Annotated in this window: 11 protein-coding genes; 6 read left to right on the forward strand and 5 right to left on the reverse strand. The window is 64.2% G+C overall.

Annotation, left to right across the window (positions count from 1 at the left end):
- Nucleotides 1-62: 62 nt before the first annotated feature.
- The 6 genes from FJ950_RS25290 to FJ950_RS25315 all read left to right on the forward strand — a co-directional run bounded on the left by FJ950_RS25290 (nt 63) and on the right by FJ950_RS25315 (nt 8,185).
- Nucleotides 63-1,178, forward strand: a complete 1,116-nt coding sequence (locus tag FJ950_RS25290) for a DNA topoisomerase IB (protein WP_015315945.1) — start codon at nt 63-65, stop codon at nt 1,176-1,178.
- An 83-nt stretch (nt 1,179-1,261) separates the two neighbouring features.
- Complete coding sequence (locus FJ950_RS25295; RefSeq protein WP_015315946.1) at nt 1,262-1,636, forward strand: YciI family protein; 375 nt, start codon at nt 1,262-1,264, stop codon at nt 1,634-1,636.
- Nucleotides 1,633-2,907, forward strand: a complete 1,275-nt coding sequence (locus FJ950_RS25300) for an RNA polymerase sigma factor (protein WP_015315947.1) — start codon at nt 1,633-1,635, stop codon at nt 2,905-2,907. Before FJ950_RS25295 ends, FJ950_RS25300 begins: the two co-directional genes overlap by 4 nt.
- A 187-nt stretch (nt 2,908-3,094) precedes the next feature.
- A complete protein-coding gene (locus FJ950_RS25305) occupies nt 3,095-4,609 on the forward strand; it encodes an aldehyde dehydrogenase family protein (protein WP_140619496.1) in 1,515 nt (504 codons plus the stop codon).
- A 435-nt stretch (nt 4,610-5,044) separates the two neighbouring features.
- A complete protein-coding gene (locus FJ950_RS25310) occupies nt 5,045-6,034 on the forward strand; it encodes a TAXI family TRAP transporter solute-binding subunit (RefSeq protein WP_015315949.1) in 990 nt (329 codons plus the stop codon).
- A gap of 93 nt (nt 6,035-6,127) precedes the next feature.
- Nucleotides 6,128-8,185 carry a TRAP transporter permease gene (locus tag FJ950_RS25315; protein WP_140619498.1) on the forward strand — a complete coding sequence of 686 codons (2,058 nt, stop codon included), beginning with the start codon at nt 6,128-6,130 and terminating at the stop codon, nt 8,183-8,185.
- Between the two features lie 49 nt (nt 8,186-8,234).
- Here FJ950_RS25315 and FJ950_RS25320 read toward each other — a convergent pair whose 3' ends face one another.
- The 5 genes from FJ950_RS25320 to FJ950_RS25340 all read right to left on the reverse strand — a co-directional run bounded on the left by FJ950_RS25320 (nt 8,235) and on the right by FJ950_RS25340 (nt 16,060).
- The gene (locus tag FJ950_RS25320) at nt 8,235-9,164 is read right to left on the reverse strand and encodes a hypothetical protein (protein ID WP_140619500.1); all 930 of its coding nucleotides are present in this window, start codon (nt 9,162-9,164) and stop codon (nt 8,235-8,237) included.
- A gap of 327 nt (nt 9,165-9,491) precedes the next feature.
- Nucleotides 9,492-12,263 (reverse strand): nitrate reductase, encoded by a 2,772-nt coding sequence (locus FJ950_RS25325; RefSeq protein ID WP_140619502.1) that lies wholly within the window; start codon nt 12,261-12,263, stop codon nt 9,492-9,494.
- A gap of 3 nt (nt 12,264-12,266) precedes the next feature.
- A complete protein-coding gene (gene nirD, locus FJ950_RS25330) occupies nt 12,267-12,596 on the reverse strand; it encodes a nitrite reductase small subunit NirD (RefSeq protein WP_140619503.1) in 330 nt (109 codons plus the stop codon).
- Between the two features lie 211 nt (nt 12,597-12,807).
- Nucleotides 12,808-15,258, reverse strand: a complete 2,451-nt coding sequence (gene nirB, locus FJ950_RS25335; protein WP_140619505.1) for a nitrite reductase large subunit NirB — start codon at nt 15,256-15,258, stop codon at nt 12,808-12,810.
- Between the two features lie 4 nt (nt 15,259-15,262).
- Complete coding sequence (locus FJ950_RS25340) at nt 15,263-16,060, reverse strand: ABC transporter ATP-binding protein (RefSeq protein WP_140619507.1); 798 nt, start codon at nt 16,058-16,060, stop codon at nt 15,263-15,265.
- Nucleotides 16,061-16,063 lie beyond the last annotated feature (3 nt).

Below are 16,063 nucleotides of genomic sequence, written 5' to 3' on the forward strand. Positions count from 1 at the left end.
GCGGGGTGTGGAACCAGCGGTCAGCCCGCAGCTTATCTACGCATATTTCGTGTGGAGCTTACATGCTGCAGAGAACCGGATCGTCGCGGAGCCGATTGGCCGACGGTGATAGCGTACCCAAGAATGGAGCACAGATTTCCGCCAGGGATGCCGCGCTGACCTATGTCAGCGATGCCGAGCCCGGCATCCGCCGGCTGAAGGCAGGCAAGGGATTCGCTTACAAGGCACCGGACGGGAAAGCGGTCTCCGATGCCGACAGAGCGCGCATCGCGGCGATCGTCATACCGCCGGCCTGGACCGATGTCTGGATTTCGCCCGATCCGAACGGGCATATCCAGGCGACCGGGAGGGATCAGCGGGGGCGCAAGCAGTATCGCTATCATCCGCAATGGGCCGAGGAGCGCGACGGCGCCAAATATTCGAGCCTCGTGGCTTTCGCCGAAAGCCTGCCGGACCTTCGGCGCAAGATCGACAGCGACCTGCGCCGTCACGGCCTGCCGCTCGAACGCGTCGCCGCCGCGGTGGTCTGGCTGCTCGACAACACGATGATCCGCGTCGGCAATGCCGCCTATGCTCGCGACAACAAGAGCTTCGGCCTGACGACATTGCGGGACCGGCATGTCGATATCAAGGGATCGAGCCTGCGCTTCGCCTTCAAGGGCAAGTCCGGCAAGGAATGGAAATTGAAGCTGGTTGACCGCCGGATCGCGGGGATCGTTCGGGGCGCGCAGGACCTGCCGGGCCAGAAACTGTTCCAGTATCTCGACGAGGACGGCAACAGACGCCCTGTCCGCTCCGACGACGTGAATCACTATATCCGCGAAGCGGTCGGCGATGCGTTCAGTTCGAAGCACTTCCGCACATGGGGCGGCACCATCCACGCCGCGTCGCTGTTTGCACAGACGGAACTGCCTGAAAGCCAGGCACAGCAAAAACGGGTGATGAACAACGTCATCGACAAGGTGGCCGAACGGCTGGGCAATACGCGCGCGGTCTGCCGCCAATGCTATATCCATCCGCAGGTCTTCAAGGCTTGGAGCGAAGGACGACTGCTTGCCGAAATGGCGGAAGCCAACAAACGCAAGCGATCCATCGAAGGCCTCGATGAGGAGGAAGCGCTCGTGTTGAGATGGTTGAAGACGCAGGAGGACCGATCGGCGGCAATCGGCGGCCGCTGAATCCGCGGCGTCTCGATTTTTTTATCGACGCCATGTCGGCATCGGCCCTACTGTTTCGTCCTTTGCTACAGAAAGGACCGTCCATGCTCTACGCCATCCTCTGCTACGCCTCCGAAGATGTCGTCTGTTCCTGGAGCAAGGAACAGGATGACAAGGTCATGGCCGACCTGCTCGGCGTTCAGGAGAAGTATGCCAACGCCGGCCGGCTTGGGCCCGTGGCGCGGCTTTTGCCGACGACGGCGGCAACGACGCTGCGGAAAGTGAAAGGTGAATCGCTGGTCATCGACGGGCCGTTCGCCGAGACCAAGGAACAGTTCCTCGGTTTCTACACGCTCGATTGCGCCGACCTCGACGAGGCCGTCGAATTCGCCCGTGAGCTCTCCGAGGTCAACCCAAGCGGCGGTTCCTACGAAATCCGCCCTGTATCGGTGTTCCATCCGACCAGGGTTCCGGCATGACCGAACTCGCCTGGATAAGCTCCGCGATCAGCGCTGCCCGCCCACAGGCGATGGGCGCGCTGCTGCGCTATTTCCGCGATCTCGACACGGCGGAGGAAGCTTTCCAGGACGCCTGCCTCAAGGCGCTGAAGAACTGGCCGCAAAACGGACCGCCTCGCGATCCGGCGGCCTGGTTGATCTTCGTCGGCCGCAACAGCGGCATCGACGCGGTGCGCAAGCGTGCCAAGCAGGCGCCGATGCCGGAAGAGGACCAGGTTTCCGATCTGGAGGACGCCGAAAGCGACATCGCCGAGCGGCTGGACGGAGCGCATTACCGCGACGACATATTGCGGCTGCTGTTCATCTGCTGTCACCCTGATTTGCCCGCAACGCAGCAGATCGCGGTGGCGCTGCGCGTCGTCTCCGGCCTCACCGTCAAGCAGATCGCGCGCGCCTTCCTGGTCGGCGAGAGCGCGATGGAGCAGCGCATCACCCGCGCCAAGGCGCGCATCGCGGACGCTGGCGTGCCGTTCGAGACGCCGGGCGCGGTCGAGCGCTCCGAGCGGCTCGCTGCGGTCGCGTCCATGGTCTACCTGATCTTCAACGAGGGCTATTCGACCAACAGCGGCGAGGCGCCGGCTCGCGCGCCCTTGTGCGAGGAAGCGATCCGGCTTGCCCGGCTGCTGCTGCGGCTGTTCCAGACCGAGCCGGAGATCATGGGGCTGACAGCGCTGCTTCTGCTGCAGCACGCACGCGCACCGGCACGTTTTGACGATGATGGCGAGATCGTGCTGCTCGAGGACCAGGATCGAAGCCTGTGGAGCCGCAAGATGATCGACGAAGGGCTGGCGCTCGTCGACAAGGCGCTGCGCCATCGCAAGCCAGGTCCCTATCAAGTCCAGGCGGCGATCGCAGCGCTCCACGCGCGGGCCGAGAAAGCCGAGGACACCGACTGGGTGGAGATCGACCTGCTCTATGGCCTGCTCGAGCAGATGCAGCCGTCGCCGGTCATCACGCTCAACCGTGCGGTCGCGGTCGCCAAGGTGCGCGGACCGGAAGCGGCGCTGGCGATGATCGAGCCGCTCGAGCCGAGGCTTTCGGGCTATTTCCATTTCTTCGGCCTCAAGGGCGGGCTGTTGATGCAACTCGACCGGGGCGAGGAGGCACGCATTGCCTTCGACCGCGCCATCGCGCTCGCCAATACGGCGGCGGAAGCTGCCCATATCCGCATGCATATCGACCGTCTGATCAAGGACGGCGCCGTACGCACGCCGGCGAAGAAAGCAAACTGAAAGCCTCTGCCCGTTCTGCCTGGCTCAATCGTGCAGCCCGGGCTTGGACCATGCCGGGGTGGCGATTTTCCCCTGAAACAGGTAATGGCACGCCATGACAGCCCCTTCCAGCCGCGACGGCGCCGGGAAGGCATGGCAAGGCGTTGGCCCGCGCCCTACGAGCGGCGGGATTCTGAAAGGGACAGAAATGACGATAGCGAAGGAAACGGCCGAGCTTCTGGCGAAACTGGGCGTGGCCAAGGAGGCGCTTGACGGCGGCGACCTGATCGTGCGCAGTCCGGTGACGGGTGAGCGGATCGCGGCGCTGAAGACGATCTCGCCGGCCGACGCGGCAAAGACCATCGATGCAGCCCACAAGGCGTTCCAGTCCTGGCGGCTGGTGCCGGGTCCCAAGCGCGGCGAACTGGTGCGGCTGCTGGGCGAGGAACTGCGTACGCACAAGACCGAGCTTGGCCGGCTGGTGTCGATCGAGGTCGGCAAGATCCCGTCCGAAGGGCTCGGCGAAGTGCAGGAGATGATCGACATCTGCGATTTCGCCGTTGGTCTGTCCCGGCAATTGTACGGCCTGACCATCGCCACCGAGCGTCCGGGCCACCGCATGATGGAAACCTGGCATCCGCTTGGCGTCGTCGGTGTCATCTCCGCATTCAACTTCCCGGTCGCGGTGTGGTCGTGGAATGCCGCACTGGCGCTGGTTTGCGGCGATGCAGTGGTATGGAAGCCGTCGGAGAAGACGCCGCTGACCGCGCTTGCCTGCGAGGCGATCTTCAAGCGTGCGGTCAAGCGCTTCGGCACTGACGCACCGCAAGGACTGGCACCGGTTCTGATCGGCGACCGTGCGGTCGGCGAAATCCTGGTCGACCATCCCAGGGTGCCGCTGGTCTCGGCCACCGGTTCGACTCGCATGGGCCGGGATGTCGGTCCGCGCCTGGCCAAGCGTTTCGCCCGCGCCGTGCTGGAACTGGGCGGCAACAATGCCGGCATCGTCTGCCCGACGGCCGATCTCGACATGGCGCTGCGCGCCATCGCCTTTGGCGCCATGGGCACCGCCGGCCAGCGCTGCACGACGCTGCGCCGCCTGTTCGTCCATGACAGCGTCTACGACGCCTTGGTGCCGCGACTGAAGAAGGCTTATCAGAGCGTCTCGGTCGGCAATCCGCTGGAGACCTCGTCACTGGTCGGTCCGCTGATCGACAAGGCCGCCTTCGATGCCATGCAGAAGGCGCTGACGGAGGCGGCCGCGCATGGCGGCAAGGTGACTGGCGGCAGCCGGGTCGAGAACGGCCATCCCGATGCCTATTATGTGCACCCGGCGCTGGTCGAAATGCCGAAGCAGGTTGCACCGGTGACGGAAGAGACCTTCGCGCCGATCCTCTATGTGATGAAGTATTCCGATTTCGACGCCGTGCTCGACGAGCACAACGCGGTCGGCGCCGGCCTGTCGTCGTCGATCTTCACCCGCGACCTGCAGGAATCCGAGCGCTTCCTCGGTGTCGACGGTTCGGATTGCGGCATCGCTAACGTCAATATCGGTACTTCCGGCGCGGAGATCGGGGGCGCTTTCGGTGGCGAAAAGGAAACCGGCGGCGGCCGCGAGAGCGGTTCAGATGCGTGGAAAGCCTATATGCGGCGCGCCACCAACACCGTGAACTATTCCAAGGCGCTACCGCTCGCCCAGGGCGTCTCGTTCGACATAGATTGAGAACGCCGGCCCGGTTCGGGTGTCGTTGCGCACCCGAACCGTTTGCGACCGGAGATTGATTGCCGAGTGCAGTTATGCTACCATCTTTCGCATGGTGCCGACATGCGCCGACGACCCGCCGCAAGGCGGGTTTTTTATTTCACGGTTCTTGTGTTTGGCTGGTTGTCGCCACAGGCAGGTGACGCTGGCGACGCGGTTAAACCGCTCTACGGCATGTCGCGGCGAATAGGATTCGCCCGACCTGCTGTAAGCCTCTGATTTATGCAGGTCGTTGTCCCGGAGCCGGGTGCCATCCATTAAGTCCCTGTTTTGACGCGATTCCGGGCGGAAACACACCCTTCCTGGAAGCGCTCTGGAAGCGGCCAAAAAGCACGCGCAGGTTGACAACCTTCCGGTTGCTGCAACATCCTGCCGATCTTTGACTCGGAGGTAGTTATGACTGTTTCGATCAACCGCCGCACCTTTTCCATAGGCACAGGAGCTTTGGCATTGGCCGCCGCCGGCCTTTCGCCGGCGCACGCGCAGCAGGCTTTTTTCCGCATCGGCACGGGTGGAACGTCCGGCACTTACTATCCGGTGGGTGGCCTGATCGCCAACGCCATCTCGGCAACGGGGCCGGCCGGCGTCGAAGGCCTGGTCGCCACCGCCACGTCCTCCAACGGGTCGGTCGCCAACATCAGCGCCATCCAGTCGGGTGCATCCGAATCAGGGTTTACGCAATCCGATGTCGCCTACTGGGCATATTCGGGCACTGGCCTCTATGAGGGCAAGCCCAAGGCCGATGACCTGCGCCTCATCGCGACGCTCTATCCCGAAACGATCCATCTAGTCGCCCGAGCGGATGCTGGCATCAAGACGGTGGCGGACCTGAAGGGCAAGCGCGTTTCCCTCGACGAGCCGGGCTCAGGGACCATTGTCGACGCGCGCCTCGTGCTCGGCGCATACGGGCTGACGGAGAAAGATGTGCAGCCCGAATACCTCAAGCCCGGTCCGGCCGGCGAGCGGCTCCAGGACGGCGCCATGGACGCCTATTTCTTCGTCGGCGGCTATCCGACCGGTGCCATCGTCGAACTTGCCAGCACCAACAACATCACCCTGGTTCCAATCACCGGCCCCGAAGCCGACAAGCTCCTGTCCGAACAGAAGTTCTTTTCCGCCGACACCGTGCCGGAAGGCACCTACAAGAATGTCGGCGAGACCAAGACCATATCCGTCGCCGCGCAATGGGTGACCAGCGCCAAGCAGACCGACGACCTCGTCTACAAGATCGTCAAATCGCTTTACAGCGACGCGACCCAGAAGGCGCTGCAGGCCGGCCATGCCAAGGGCAAGCTGATCACGCTCCAGAACGCGGTCACCAGCGCAGGCATTCCGTTTCATCCCGGTGCGGAGAAATTCTACAAGGAAGTCGGCGCCCTGAAGTAGGAGCTACCAGCGCGTAGGACCGATGGACGACAGCGAGGCGGGAGGCGTGCTTTCCGCCTCTTTTGCCTGGAAACTCAGGACACGGAACCGGCCATGAGCGACGATGACAAAATCACGCTTTCCGCGATGGAGTTCGATGAGGAGAAAGCTCGCGAACTGGAGGAGAAATTCGACTCCGAAATCCGATTCCGGCCATTGACCCAGGCCGCGGGCTGGCTGGTCGGCTTCCTCCTGGTGGCGCTGTCGCTGTTTCACTACTACACCGCCGGCTTCGGATTGCTGCAGGAGATGCTGCACCGAGGCATCCATCTGTCGATGGTGCTGGCGCTGATCTTCCTCGTCTTCCCGCTGGTGAAGAAGGGTTACGACCAGCCCGCGCAATCCAGCTTCCTGCGGCCGCTTGGCATACCGCTTTTCGACTGGCTGCTGGCGCTCGCCGCCGTGGTGGCCGTGCTGCACGTGCCGATGATCCCGCTCGACGATCTTGCCTTCCGCGTCGGCAACCCCACGACGCTCGATGTGGCGTTGGGCGTTATCCTGATCCTGCTCCTCCTGGAAGCGACGCGCCGCTCCGTCGGCATCCCGCTGCCGATCATCGCGTGCATCTTCATGGCCTACGCACTGTTTGGGCGGTACATGCCGAGCATTCTGGTGCACCCCGGCGCGTCCGTTTCCCAGCTTGTCGATCACCTCTATCTGACGACGCAGGGAATCTACGGCATCGCGCTCGGCGTCGTGGCCACCTACGTCTTCCATTTCGTGCTGTTCGGCGTCTTCGCAACCCGCATAGGCCTCGGCCAGCTCTTCCTCGACTGTGCCGCCTGGGTCGCCGGCCGCTACGCCGGCGGTCCCGCCAAGGTATCGATCTTCGGCTCGGCATTGTTCGGCATGATCTCCGGCTCGTCGGTCGCCAACACCGTCACCGTCGGCTCGCTGACCATCCCGGCGATGATCAAGCTCGGCTACAAGAAACATTTCGCCGCGGCGGTGGAGGCGGCGTCCTCGACCGGCGGTCAGGTCACGCCGCCGATCATGGGCGCGGCCGCCTTCCTGATGATCGAATTCCTCGAACTGCCCTACACGACCATCATTCTGGCCGCCATCGTGCCTGCCTTCATGCATTTCTTCGGCGTGTTCATGCAGGTGCATTTCGAGGCCAAGCGCACCGGCCTCCGAGGGCTCAGGCCGGACGAGATGCCCGACGTCGTCGAGGCGCTGAAGCGGGACTGGCCGACGATCATCCCGCTCGTCGTCCTCATCGGCGTCCTGCTCTCGGGCTACACGCCCTACATGGCCGCCTTCTGGGGCATCACGCTCTGCATCGCCGTCGGCTTGCTCAATCCGCGCCGTCGCATGTCGGTTGCCGACATCGCAGTATGCCTGCGCGACGGCGCCAAATATGCGCTCGCCGTCGGTGCCGCGGCCGCCACCGTCGGCATCGTCGTCGGCGTCGTCACCCTGACCGGCGTCGGCTTCAAGCTATCCTACATCGTCACCTCAACGGCGGGCCAGTTGTCGCTCCTGTTCGGCACCTTCATCCCCGAGTCGATCTTCTCGGCCCAGGGCCTGACGCTGCTGTTCACCCTGCTCATGACCGGCGTGGTCTGCATCCTGATGGGCTGCGGCATCCCGACGACGGCCAACTACATCATCATGGTGACCATCGCGGCACCCGCGCTGGTCATGCTGGGCACCGAACCGATCGTCGCCCACTTCTTCGTCTTCTATTACGGCCTGCTGGCCGACATCACGCCACCGGTGGCGCTGGCCGCCTATGCGGCGGCCGGCATGGCGGGGGCGGACCCGTTCAAGACAGGCAACACCGCCTTCCGGTTAGGGTTGGGCAAGGCGCTGGTTCCTTTCGTGTTCGTCTTCTCGCCGTCCCTGCTGCTGGTGACAAAGGACTTCACCTGGCCGAATTTCTTCCTGGCCTTTGGCGGCTGCGTGCTTGGTATCACCTGCCTCGGGGCCGCCCTGTCGCGCTATCTGCTGGTGCGCACGCGCCCATGGGAGAACGTGCTCCTGGTATTTGCCGCCCTGCTGCTGGTGGCGCCCGAGCTCTATTCCTCGCTGCTCGGCCTGGCGCTTGTCGTTCCCGTCGTGCTGCGCCATTGGAGCGCACGCCATACCGAAGAGGCGCAACCAGTCTGACCGGCGCCGCGCCCGCGCGATCGACGCTTCAAATAGGCCTGCATCAGCTTCACAAGTTGGGAGGTGGCGGGACTCGGCGGTCGGTGGAAAAACACGCTGCAAAGGCGCTGTCGACGACGGCCAGCTTGGCGGCCTGGACGATCATGTATTCCTCGTAGAATCCGTGCGACACCCACATCACCGAATTGCCGCGCTGACCAAGCCAGCCAATGCTACCGAGTTCCTCCGCCGTGCGCAGTTTACGGCTGAGATGGGTCCGCGACAGCTTGAGCCATTTGGCGAAGTCGCCGATCGAAACCACGCCGGTCGGAATTCGCTCCAGCCCGGCATGGTCGGGGTTGATGCCCGACATCAGCCAGTCCATGACGATGCCGCCATTGTTGAGCCAGATGAACAGGGAAAAGGTCTGGTTGGGTTCGCGCACCGGCTTTGAGGCTAGCAAGCCGTCCGCCACCAGGGGCTGCAGCGTGGCAAGCATGTCTGGCCGCTCCAGGAACCTGGCCAGCCGGTTGCCGCCATCGATATGGTCGAGCGTGCGCAGATGGGCTGTTACCCAGCCGGTGAATCGCTCAATCGTCGCCGCCGTCGGTTGCAGGGGATGCGTGCGGCCGTCCCCACCCGCCACATACTCGGCGATGTTGTAGTGCAGCATCTCCTTGATGAAGGCGTCCGCCGTGTTGCGGCTGGCAACCGCGTTCTTGTGCACGACCTCGATGAAACGCGATACGGTCAGGTCCTTGCGGCGGTCGTTCGGGTCGCGCCTGAAGTGCATGGCAAGGCCGACATGGCCCAACAGCCAGCGCTGCTGCGTGGCAAAGATCGAAGCCAGCCGCGGGCTTTCCTCATAGATGCGGATCAGGGACTGCGACTGTTCCTGAACGTAGCGGTGCAAGGCTGGATGGCCGGCTATGTCTTGCAAATTCAGCGATGATCTCCCGATGCCTTGAATCAACTCGCATGGCGAGATTGCGTTCCCCATTTTCCAGTCTTCGACATCTGTGTCCAGACGTACCAACTACGAAGAACAGGGCCAGCCGAGACACAGATCCACGGCAACGGTTATCGTCTCGTTTGCTATGGCTTGAGAACCCCTTCCCGAATCGTTAGCCGAACGGCGAGATCCAGCCGCAGCGTGGCGCAACGGTCGTCAAGGCGTTTCCAGTTGCTGGTCCATGGCGGCATCTTTCACCTCCATCAACCAAATGAGTCCCAGCCAAGTCGAATTAACCGTTGGACAGGTTGAAGCCCTTGCGGGTTCCGCCGATTTCGCAAGGCCGTGCCACCTTGCCAGGTGGGACGGACACCTTCACTCGGCCGCCTGAACCCGACGGGCCTGGATGATCGTGCGGATTTCCGACCGGCAGGAACCGCAATTGGTACCTGCCTTCAGCGTGGCGCCGATGGCTTCGACACTGTTGCAGCCGGCCGCCACGGCCGCGGTAATCTGGTTCACCCCGATGTTGAAACAGGAACAGACGGTCGCGCCGGCATCGGGCCGCTCGGCACCGGCACGGCCGGCGACGATCCTGAAGCGTTCGCGCTGGCTGGCGTGGACCTCGCCGAGCTGCTCGGCGGCCCAGCCGCGCGACACCGCGACCGGACCGGGTGCGATGAACAAGGCACCCGCCAGATGCTCGCCTTGGAAGGCGGCGATGCGGTGCTGGCCGGCCTCGCGGTCGTGATAGGCGAGCATTTCGGCATCCGCGGCATCGAAGAGAGAGCCGGCGAAGGCTGTCCAGTCGATATCGTCATTGGCAAAGGCCAGTTCGACCCGCCAGCCGCCCCGGCATCTGGCGGTCGCCCAGTAGTCGGCGGCCATCGTCACGGGCCTTTTGCGTGTCACGGCAAAGCCAAAGGCCCCAGCGGTGAATTTCTCGATGCGAGCGGCGACATGCTTTAGCGCCGGCTGCCCCGACACGGGATCGGTAAGCGATGCCGTGAGCGTGTCGAGCCGGCCCCTGGCGGCGAACTGGTCGGTCCAGTGCATCGGCGCGAACAGGCTGCCCGGGCGCTGGCGCGTGGTCACCAGCACGCGGACCAGCACATCGCCGCGCGGAGTAGAGACGCGCGCGATGTCAGCGTCGCCAATGCCGTAAAGCTGTGCATCCTCGGGGTGGATTTCGACGAAGGGCTCGGCGATGTGCTGGGACAGGCGCGGGCTTTTGCCGGTGCGCGTCATGGTGTGCCAGTGGTCGCGGATCCGGCCGGTGTTGAGGACGAGCGGGAAGGCGGCGGTGATGCGGGTTTCGACGGTTGGACGCAGAGCGATGAAGCGGGCCTTGCGGTCGGGCGTGTAGAAGTTGCCGTCGGCGAAGAAACGGGTTGGTTGGCGTTCGATCGAAGTGGCCCCCTCTGGCCGAGTTCCAGCCTGAGCACCCCCTTCTGATTGAAGCCGAGCTTGAGCACCCCCCTCTGGCCTGCCGGCAGGCCAGAGGGGGGTGCCTGGGCTCGGTGCCGGCCAATGGAACGGAGCCAATCCTTCGTAGTCCTCAACATCGATCGCAGCATAAGCGCTGATGTCGAAATCCCGCTCGCCATCATTTTCGAACCCCGACAGCGCGGCGTGCTCGGCAAAGATCTCCACTGGGCTCTCATGCGCGAACGCCTCGCCAAAGCCCATCCGCCTTGCCACTTCCGCAATGATCCACCAGTCGGGCCGCGCCTCGCCGGGGGCGGCCAAAAACGGCCGCTGGCGCGAGATGCGGCGCTCGGAATTGGTGACGGTGCCGTCCTTCTCGCCCCAGGCCGTGGCCGGCAATCGGACATGGGCGTGGCGGACCGTGTCGGTCTCGGCCAGCACGTCCGACACCACGACGAACGGGCAGGCCTTGATCGCCGCCTCGACTGCCCTTGCATCCGGCATGGAATCGACCGGGTTGGTGGCCATGATCCACAACGCCTTGATGCGCCCATCGGCCACCGCCTTGAACATCTCGACCGCCTTGAGACCGGGCTCCCCGGCAATCGCCGGCGCCTTCCAGAAGCGCTGCACGCGTTCGCGATGCCCGGGGTTTTCGATATCCATGTGGGCGGCGAGCATGTTGGCCATGCCGCCGACCTCGCGGCCGCCCATGGCGTTGGGCTGGCCGGTGACCGAGAAAGGGCCGGCGCCCGCTTTTCCGATGCGGCCGGTGGCGAGATGGCAGTTGATGATGGCGTTGACCTTGTCGGTGCCCTGGGACGACTGGTTGACGCCCTGGCTGTAGACGGTGACGGTCTTTTCCGTCCTGGCGAACAGGCTGTAGAAACGGCTAAGTTGGTCTTCGCTGAGGCCCGTGGCGGCAGCGACGCCGGCAAGGTCCAGCGTCGAGGCGGCGAACAGGGCTTGTCCGAATCCGGCCGTATGCGCCGTGATATAGGCACGGTCGAGCGCATTGTGCTGGCCGAGCCAGGCGAGCAGGCCGGTGAACAGGGCGACGTCGCCATCCGGCGCGATCGCCAGATGCATGTCTGCGATGTCTGATGTCATGGTACGGCGCGGATCGACGAGCACTACCTTCATCTCGGGCCGCTTTTCCCGGGCAGCCGCGATGCGCTGATAGAGCACGGGATGGCACCAGGCGAGATTGGAGCCGACCAGCACGATCAGGTCGGCCAGCTCCAGATCCTCGTAGGTTCCCGGCACAGTGTCCGAACCAAACGCGCGGCGATGGCCGGCAACCGACGAAGCCATGCAGAGCCGCGAATTGGTGTCGATGTTGGCCGAGCCAATGAACCCCTTCATCAGCTTGTTGGCGAGATAATAATCCTCGGTCAGCAACTGGCCGGAGACGTAGAAGGCGACCGCGTCGGGGCCATGTTCGGCGATGGTGTGCTGGAAGGTCGAGGCGACGACGTCGAGCGCCTCGTTCCAGCCGGCGGGGCGGTCGTGGATTTGCGGTTGGAGCAGCCGGCCGTCGAGGTCGATCGTCTCGGCCAGTGCGGAGCCCTTGGAACAGAGCCGGCCGAAATTCGCGGGATGATCGGGATCGCCGCGGACAGATACCTGCCCGTCCGCGGCAACCTTCGCCAGCACGCCGCAGCCGACCCCGCAATAGGGGCAGGTGGTCCTCACCTCGCGCGCTGCGTCAATCTCCATAGTTCAGGCCGCGCGGCTGGCCAGCGCTTCCAGCGCGACGAACAGGTGCTCGCCCTCGACCTTGACCGCAATGGTGCGCACCGCGCCTTCGTCGGCGCCCAGCGCCTTACCCGTCTCCAGCGAGATCACCCAATTGTGCAAGGGGCAGGTCACCGCCGCGCCATGCACGATGCCCTGGCTCAGCGGCCCGCCTCTGTGGGGGCAATGGTCCTCGATGGCGAAGACCTGGTCGTCGGCGGTGCGAAAGACAGCGATCTTGCCTTGCGGGGTGGCGACACAGCGCGCGCCACGGCGGGGAATGTCGGAGAGGGTGCCGATCGATGTCCAGGTCATAGGTGTGCCTTTGCTTGATATGAATGTGCCAAGGCACCCCCCTCTGTCCTGCCGGACATCTCCCCTGCAAGGGGGGAGATTGGCAGCTTGAGCGCAGGCGCATTTTCTTCAGCGCTGGAGATTGGCGAAAGCAGATATGACATCCGATTTCCCCCCTTGCGGGGGAGATGGCCGGCAGGCCAGAGGGGGGTGCCTCGCGCTGACATCGCCATCACTCCGCCGCCTGCGCAAACCCGACCGACGCCATCGGCCGGAATTCGTGCTTGTCCTTGCCGGACACGCGCTCGGACCATGGATCGACCTGGGCGAACTTCTGCGAAAAGATGAAGCGGTCGTAATAGGCCTTGCGCTTCTCGCCATCGTCCATGATCTGGCGCTTGATCTCGGCGATGCCGATGCGCTTGGCCCATTTGTAGATGCGTTCGAGATAGCGGCCCTGCTCGCGATACATCTGTGTCAGCGCCACGATATGCTCCAACGCCTCGTCCTCGGTCCTGACCAGGCCGAGCACTTCCGTGCCCTTGATGTCGAGCCCGGCGGCGCCGGCGAAATGGATCTCGTAACCGCTATCGACGCAGATGACGCCGACGTCCTTGCAGGTCGCCTCGGCGCAATTCCTCGGGCAGCCCGACACCGCCATCTTGACCTTGGCCGGCGTCCACGAGCCCCACATGAACTTCTCGATGCGGATGCCGAGACCTGTCGAATCCTGCGTGCCGAAGCGGCACCAGTCCGAGCCGACGCAGGTCTTCACCGTGCGCAGGCCCTTGGCATAGGCATGGCCCGAAACGAAGCCGGCCTGGCCGAGATCGGCCCACACCGCCGGCAGGTCCTCCTTGCGGATGCCCAGCATGTCGATGCGCTGGCCGCCGGTGACCTTGACCATCGGAATCTCGAATTTGTCGACGACGTCGGCGATGGCGCGCAGTTCGGCCGCATTGGTGACGCCGCCCCACATGCGCGGCACCACCGAATAGGTGCCGTCCTTCTGGATGTTGGCGTGGACGCGCTCGTTGATGAAGCGCGACTGGTAGTCGTCGGCATACTCGTCCGGCCAGTCGCAGACGAGGTAGTAGTTAAGGGCCGGCCGGCATTTGGCGCAGCCGCAGGAGGTCTTCCACTCCAGCTCCTGCATGACCGCCGGAATGGTCTTCAGTCCCTTGGCCTTGATCAGCCTGCGCACGTCGTCATGGCCGAAAACGGTGCAGGAGCACATGGGCTGCACGGCGGCCGGGTTGTAGGTGTCGCCAAGGGTCAGCACCATCAGCTTTTCGACCAGCCCGGTGCAGGAGCCGCAAGACGCCGACGCCTTGGTGTGGGCGCGCACGTCGTCGAGCGAAGTCAGGCCCTTGCCCGTGATCGCGCCCGTGATCTTGCCCTTGCAGACGCCGTTGCAGCCGCAGATTTCCGCATCATCCGGCAAGGCTGCAACGGCCGCCATAGGGTCCAGCGGGGCACCCCCTTGGTAGGACTGGCCGAAGATCAAGGTGTCGCGCATCTGCGAGATATCGGTCTGCTTCTTCTTCAGGTCGTTGAACCAGGCGCCGTCTGAAGTCTCGCCATAGAGCACGGTGCCGATGATGCGGTCATTCCTGAGCACCAGGCGCTTGTAGACGCCGGCGGCGGCATCGCGCAGCACGATCTCCTGGCGATCCTCTCCATCGGCGAAATCGCCAAGCGAGAACAGCTCGATGCCGGTGACCTTGAGCTTGGTGGGCGTGTCTGAATGCACGAAGGCGGCGGTTTCATCGCCGGCAAGCTGCTGGGCCGTGACGCGGGCCATTTCGTAGAGCGGCGCCACCAGCCCGTAGACCTGGCCGTTCACCTCGGCGCATTCGCCGAGCGCGTAAATGTCGGGGTCGTTGCTGCGCATGCCGGCGTCGACGACGATGCCGCGATTGACGGCAATGCCGGCCTCCTTGGCCAGTGCCGCATTCGGCCGGATGCCCACCGCCATGACCACCAGCGTCGCCGGAATGACCGTGCCGTCGGCGAGTTCCACCTGCTCGACCTTGCCGTTGCCCGTGATGGCCTGAGTGTTGGCCTTGGTGATGACCTTGATGCCGCGCTCCTCCACCGCCCGTTGCAGGAGGTAGCCTGCGGCCGGATCGAGCTGGCGCTCCATCAATGTCGGCATGACGTGCAGCACGGTGACATCCATGCCTTGCGCGTTGAGGCCGGCCGCCGCCTCCAATCCGAGCAGGCCGCCGCCGATGACGACGGCCTTGGCGCGCGACTGAGCGGCGAGCATCATCGCCTGAACGTCGTCGAGATCGCGATAGGTCAGCACGCCCGGCAGATTGTGGCCGGGCACCGGGATGATGAACGGCACCGAGCCGGTGGCGATGACAAGCTTGTCGTAAGGCTCGGTGACGCCGTGGTCGGAGGTGACGGTCTTCGCTTGCCGGTCGATGGCCATGATCTTGTGGCCCTTGTAGAGGGTGATGTCATTGGCGATGTACCAGCCGTCGCCATGGATGATGATTTCCTCATAGGCCTTCTCGCCGGAGAGCACCGGCGACAGCATGATGCGGTCGTAATTGACCCTGGGCTCGGCGTTGAAGATGGTGACGGCGTAGCGGCCCGGCGCCTGTTCCAGCAGATGCTCCAGCATGCGCCCGGGCGCCATGCCGTTGCCGATGATGACGAGTTTTTCGGTCATGGCGTTACTCCGCGGCTTCGACGAAGCGGTGGCGTTCGTAGAGGAACTTCAGCACCGCCTCGCGGCAACGCAGGAAGGTCCGGTCGGAGGCAAGTTCGATGCGTCGGCGCGGCCGCGCCAGCGGCACGGGCAGCACCTCGCCGACGGTCGCCGCCGGGCCGTTGGTCATCATGACGATGCGGTCGGACAGCAGCACCGCCTCGTCGACGTCATGGGTGATCATGATCGTCGTCGAACCCAGCCTGGAATGGATGTCCATCACAGCGTCCTGCAGATGGGCGCGGGTCAAGGCGTCGAGCGCGCCAAACGGCTCGTCGAGCAGCAGGATCTTGGGTTCCATGGCGAGCGCGCGAGCAATGCCGACGCGCTGTTTCATGCCGCCGGAGATTTCGGCCGGCCGCCTGTCGCTCGCATGCGCCATCTGCACGAGGTCGAGATTGCGCATGATCCAGTCATGCCGCTCGGCCTTGCTCTTCGAGCGGCCGAAGACTTTCGACACCGCCAGATTGATGTTCTCGTAGACGGTCAGCCACGGCAGCAGCGAGTGGTTCTGGAACACAACGGCGCGCTCGGGGCCGGGGCTGTCGACCTCCTTGTCCTCCAGCAACACCGCGCCGGCGGAAACCTTGGTCAAGCCGGCGATCAGGTTGAGCAAGGTCGACTTGCCGCAACCGGAATGGCCGATGATGGAGACGAATTCGCCCTTGTCGATGGTCAGCCGGATGTCCCTCAGCACATCGCTTACCTGGCTGCCACGAGCGAAGGATTTGTCGATATGGTCGAGCTTGAGATAGGCGGTCATGGC

Origin of the sequence: Mesorhizobium sp. B2-3-14 (genome assembly GCF_006442175.1) — a bacterium.
In the GTDB taxonomy this organism is placed as follows: Bacteria; Pseudomonadota; Alphaproteobacteria; order Rhizobiales; family Rhizobiaceae; genus Mesorhizobium; species Mesorhizobium australicum.